The sequence below is a fragment of the Lysinibacillus sp. EB271-A1-10B genome, from assembly GCF_058791335.1.
Window position 1 is genome coordinate 1 of record NZ_JBYTDL010000051.1, and the last position, 3,949, is coordinate 3,949.

The window sequence follows — 3,949 nt, forward strand, 5'->3', positions numbered from 1 at the left end:
AATTGAACCGCCGTATACGGATCCGTACGTACGGTGGTGTGAGAGGTCGGGAGCTAATCACTCCCTCCTACTCGATTATTTTACAAATTGTACAAGGCGACGGGTAGGATAGGTACATAAGAGATACATCAACCTCCCTTATAAGTAGAGCTGGTGAAAAACAATCGTCCTGGATTTTTAGAAAAACGATGACACTATTTTATAAATAATGAAGCAAATGCTATAATAGAACTATTCTATATAATGAAGAAGAGGAGAGGAAATCATTGACGTATCAAGCATTTTATCGTGTGTACCGACCCCAATCATTTCGAGAAATGTCTGGTCAAGCACATGTCAAAAGAACGCTACAAAATGCTCTCCTAGCGAATAAAACAACGCATGCTTATTTATTTTCTGGCCCACGTGGTACCGGGAAAACAAGTACAGCTAAAATTTTTGCGAAGGCTTTAAACTGTGAGCAGGCACCATCAAATGAGCCTTGTAATGAATGTGCTACTTGTTTAAGTATTACAGATGGTTCTCATCCAGATGTTATTGAATTTGACGCTGCGTCTAATTCACGCGTTGAAGAAATACGTGACATCATTGAGAAAGTACGATTTGCTCCTGCTAGTAGCAGATATAAAGTGTATATCATTGATGAAGTGCATATGCTTTCTACCAGTGCTTTCAATGCACTTTTAAAGACATTAGAAGAACCACCTTCTCATGCTGTATTTATTTTAGCGACGACAGAGCCCCATAAATTGCCTGCAACGATTATTTCGCGTTGTCAACGCTTTGACTTTAAGCGTCTTTCAACCAATGATATTATCGAGCGCATGAAAGTTGTATTAGAGGATATTGAGTTACCATTTGAGGAGCAAGGTTTAAAGGTAATCGCACAATCAGCAGCTGGTGGTATGCGTGATGCTTTAAGTTTATTAGATCAGGTTGTATCCTTCAGCGGGGAAAAGTTGAAGCTAGAGGACACATTGCTTGTTACAGGTTCTATTAGTCAGGAAGTTTTCTATGAATTAGCAGAAGCTCTAAAAGTAAAAGATGTCGCACAAATGCTTGCTTTATTAGAGCAGCTTATTGCAGATGGGAAAGACCCTCTTCGCCTTTCAGAGGACCTGATTACATTTTTCCGTGATTTATTATTACTGCAGACAAGTGAGGATTTGGCTGAATTATTAGAGTTAGTATCACCGGAGGAGCGAGTATTTACATTAGCGCATGATTTTGCACCCGATTTGTTATATGGTTACATTGATATTTTAGCAAAAACACAGCAGGAAATGAGGTTCTCCCACCATACAAAGATTTACTTGGAAACAGCGTTACTTAAAATGGTGCAATTTTCGGGAGGGGCAGTTGGCCAAACTACTACTTCAGGTGAGGTAGCTATGAGCCCAGAGCTCGCTCAAAAAATTGTGGCACTTGAGCAGATGGTGCAACAACTATCAGCCCAATTGCAAGCGGGTGCTTCTGTGCAAGCAACCCAAACGCCAAAAGAGCAACGTCCACGAGCTAAAAATCCAAATGGCTATAAAGCACCAACAGGACGTATTCAAGAGGTGCTGAAGGATGCTACAAAGCAAGATGTGCAACGTATCAAATCAGTTTGGGCGCAGGCATTAAACCAAATGCAAAAATCTCAATCAGCTCTTTTAGCAGAGGCTGAACCTGTTGCGGCATCTTCAAGTGCTTTTGTGTTAAAATTCAAGTATGATATTCATTGTCAAATGGTTGCTGATAATCAAGCTCTAAAAGCTCAATTCACACAATTAATTGCAGGGCAAACAGGTACTATGTATGAAATGCTTTGTACACCGGATGAGGCCTGGTTAAAATTACGTGAAGAGTTTATTCGTGATCATGGCTTACAGCAGCAGAAAAAGTCTCAGGATGAGAACGATCCTAAAGTAGAGTTATTAGAGCCGCCACCGGCAGAAATGCCAGATGGGCCGTTTATCGACGATGCTCAACCACTTGCTTCACAAGATCCACTTGTGACGGAAGCGGAAAAGCTGTTTGGTAAAGATTTTGTTGAAATTGTTGAAGACTAATCATTTAGGAGGAATATGTTTATGCGTGGAATGGGAAATATGCAAGGTATGATGAAAAAAATGCAAAAAATGCAAAAAGAAATGATGGAGGCTCAAGAGGCTTTAAACGCAGAGCAATTTGAAGGCGCTGCTGGTGGCGGTATGGTGAAAGTATCTGTAACTGGTCAACGTGAAGTCGTAGAAGTAAATCTTGATCCATCAGTAGTAGATCCAGATGATATCGAAATGCTACAAGATTTAATCGTTATTGCTACAAATGAAGCATTGAAAAAAGTAGATGAAAAAACAAATGCAACAATGGGTAAATTCACTCAGGGCATGAACCTTCCGTTCTAGGAGGTAAATAAATGTACTACCCAGAACCAATATCGAAACTGATTGATAGCTTTATGAAATTGCCAGGTATCGGGCCGAAAACCGCGGCCCGTCTGGCGTTTTTTGTATTAACAATGAAAGAGGATGACGTTTTATCCTTTTCGAAGGCATTGATTGATGCTAAACGAAATTTAAGCTACTGCTCTGTATGTGGCAATATAACCGATGTAGATCCATGCCATATTTGTACCGACAAACAACGAAATCATTCTATTATTTGTGTTGTTCAAGATACAAAAGATGTGATTGCAATGGAGAAAATGCGTGATTTCAATGGTATGTACCATGTATTACAGGGAGCTATTTCACCTATGGATGGTGTTGGTCCAGAGGATATTAATGTCGCTTCCCTGCTGGTTCGTTTGCAAGATGAGACTGTGCAGGAACTTATTTTAGCCACAAATTCAACTATTGAAGGCGAGGCAACAGCTATGTATATTTCTCGTCTAGTGAAGCCATCTGGTATTCGAACAACGCGAATCGCTCATGGTCTACCAGTAGGTGGAGATTTAGAATATGCAGATGAAGTAACGTTATCGAAGGCAATGGAAGGTCGCCGAGAATTGTGAGTGAGGGATTAATATGTTCTTCCGCAGTAAGGGAAAATTAAAAAAAGAATTCGATGACAAGCTTGTGAGTCTTATAAAAGAAACAAAAGAGGATTTACAGCAAGCGAAGATAATTGAAGAACTAATAGATGATTATGATTTAGAAGCAATTGCTCAACGAAAAGTAGCGGAGAGTATCCATTTTTATTTATTCAAGGAAGCTAGAATTCGGAAAGTATTAATTAAATAATAGTTTTTTAAACGTATTTCAGCGGGTGTCCAAACATCCGCTGAAATGCGTTAATGGGCACAGAACTGGAAAGGTATTCACTGACATGTATCGGTAAATGTTTTCTGTAGCGAAAGCAAAGAGACAGCTACAATTATTCCGAGGCATAATTGATATTCATAGAAGCAAAATAGGAAACATAAACTTTCATAATTATATTTAAGGGGGAAACCATATGTCGTGGTTAGTAATTATGAGTATTGGTGTGCCTATAGTGCTTCTTTTTCTTTATATAATAATAAGACATGCCAAGATGGGTAAAATATTAGAAGGAATGTCGGTGTTTTGGTTTAGATTTGCTTTTGCCTTTCTACTATTATTTATTATTCACTTAGGTATAGGATATGCAGGCTATGAAGTGCCAATTAATCTATTCTCAGTGTTCACCATTGCAATATTAGGTATTCCGGGTGTACTAGGAGTAACTGCGTTAATCTTTTTTTTATAAAACACTTGCAAAGAAAAAATATTGTGGTATAGTAATAAGAGTCGTTAAGATAACGGTTGTTAAACAAATGAATTTTAAACAAAATAATTTAGTTGTTGACACCGAGTTCGAGACGTGATATTATATAAAAGTTGCTGTTGAAGAAATGGCGACGAAATATGAACCTTGAAAACTGAACAAGCAAAACGTAATCAATAAAGTTTTCAGTAGCTAACCTTGAGTTAGTGAACGAAAC

At 38.5% G+C, this 3,949-nt stretch carries 5 protein-coding genes; all 5 read left to right on the forward strand.

All coding sequences use genetic code 11. From position 1 onward, the window contains the following. The first annotated feature begins 266 nt into the window (after nucleotides 1-266). Entirely contained in the window at nucleotides 267-2,054 is a 1,788-nt protein-coding gene (dnaX, locus tag AC3WSK_RS26320; protein WP_492414979.1) for a DNA polymerase III subunit gamma/tau, read from the forward strand. 21 nt (nucleotides 2,055-2,075) lie between these two features. Then, on the forward strand, nucleotides 2,076-2,390 hold the full coding sequence (locus tag AC3WSK_RS26325) for a YbaB/EbfC family nucleoid-associated protein (RefSeq protein WP_079564086.1): 315 nt from the start codon (nucleotides 2,076-2,078) through the stop codon (nucleotides 2,388-2,390). Nucleotides 2,391-2,401: 11 nt separating this feature from the next. Then, nucleotides 2,402-2,998 carry a recombination mediator RecR gene (gene recR, locus AC3WSK_RS26330; protein ID WP_079564088.1) on the forward strand — a complete coding sequence of 199 codons (597 nt, stop codon included), beginning with the start codon at nucleotides 2,402-2,404 and terminating at the stop codon, nucleotides 2,996-2,998. Nucleotides 2,999-3,011: 13 nt separating this feature from the next. Beyond that, entirely contained in the window at nucleotides 3,012-3,227 is a 216-nt protein-coding gene (locus tag AC3WSK_RS26335; protein ID WP_079564090.1) for a YaaL family protein, read from the forward strand. 214 nt (nucleotides 3,228-3,441) lie between these two features. After that, complete coding sequence (locus AC3WSK_RS26340; protein WP_079564092.1) at nucleotides 3,442-3,714, forward strand: pro-sigmaK processing inhibitor BofA family protein; 273 nt, start codon at nucleotides 3,442-3,444, stop codon at nucleotides 3,712-3,714. The last annotated feature ends 235 nt before the right edge of the window (nucleotides 3,715-3,949 follow it).

Coding starts and splice junctions, on each gene's coding strand:
- AC3WSK_RS26325 (WP_079564086.1), top strand. CDS start 2,076: ATGCGTGGAATGGGAAATATGCAAGGTATGATGAAAAAAATGCAAAAA.
- recR (WP_079564088.1), top strand. CDS start 2,402: ATGTACTACCCAGAACCAATATCGAAACTGATTGATAGCTTTATGAAA.
- AC3WSK_RS26335 (WP_079564090.1), top strand. CDS start 3,012: ATGTTCTTCCGCAGTAAGGGAAAATTAAAAAAAGAATTCGATGACAAG.
- AC3WSK_RS26340 (WP_079564092.1), top strand. CDS start 3,442: ATGTCGTGGTTAGTAATTATGAGTATTGGTGTGCCTATAGTGCTTCTT.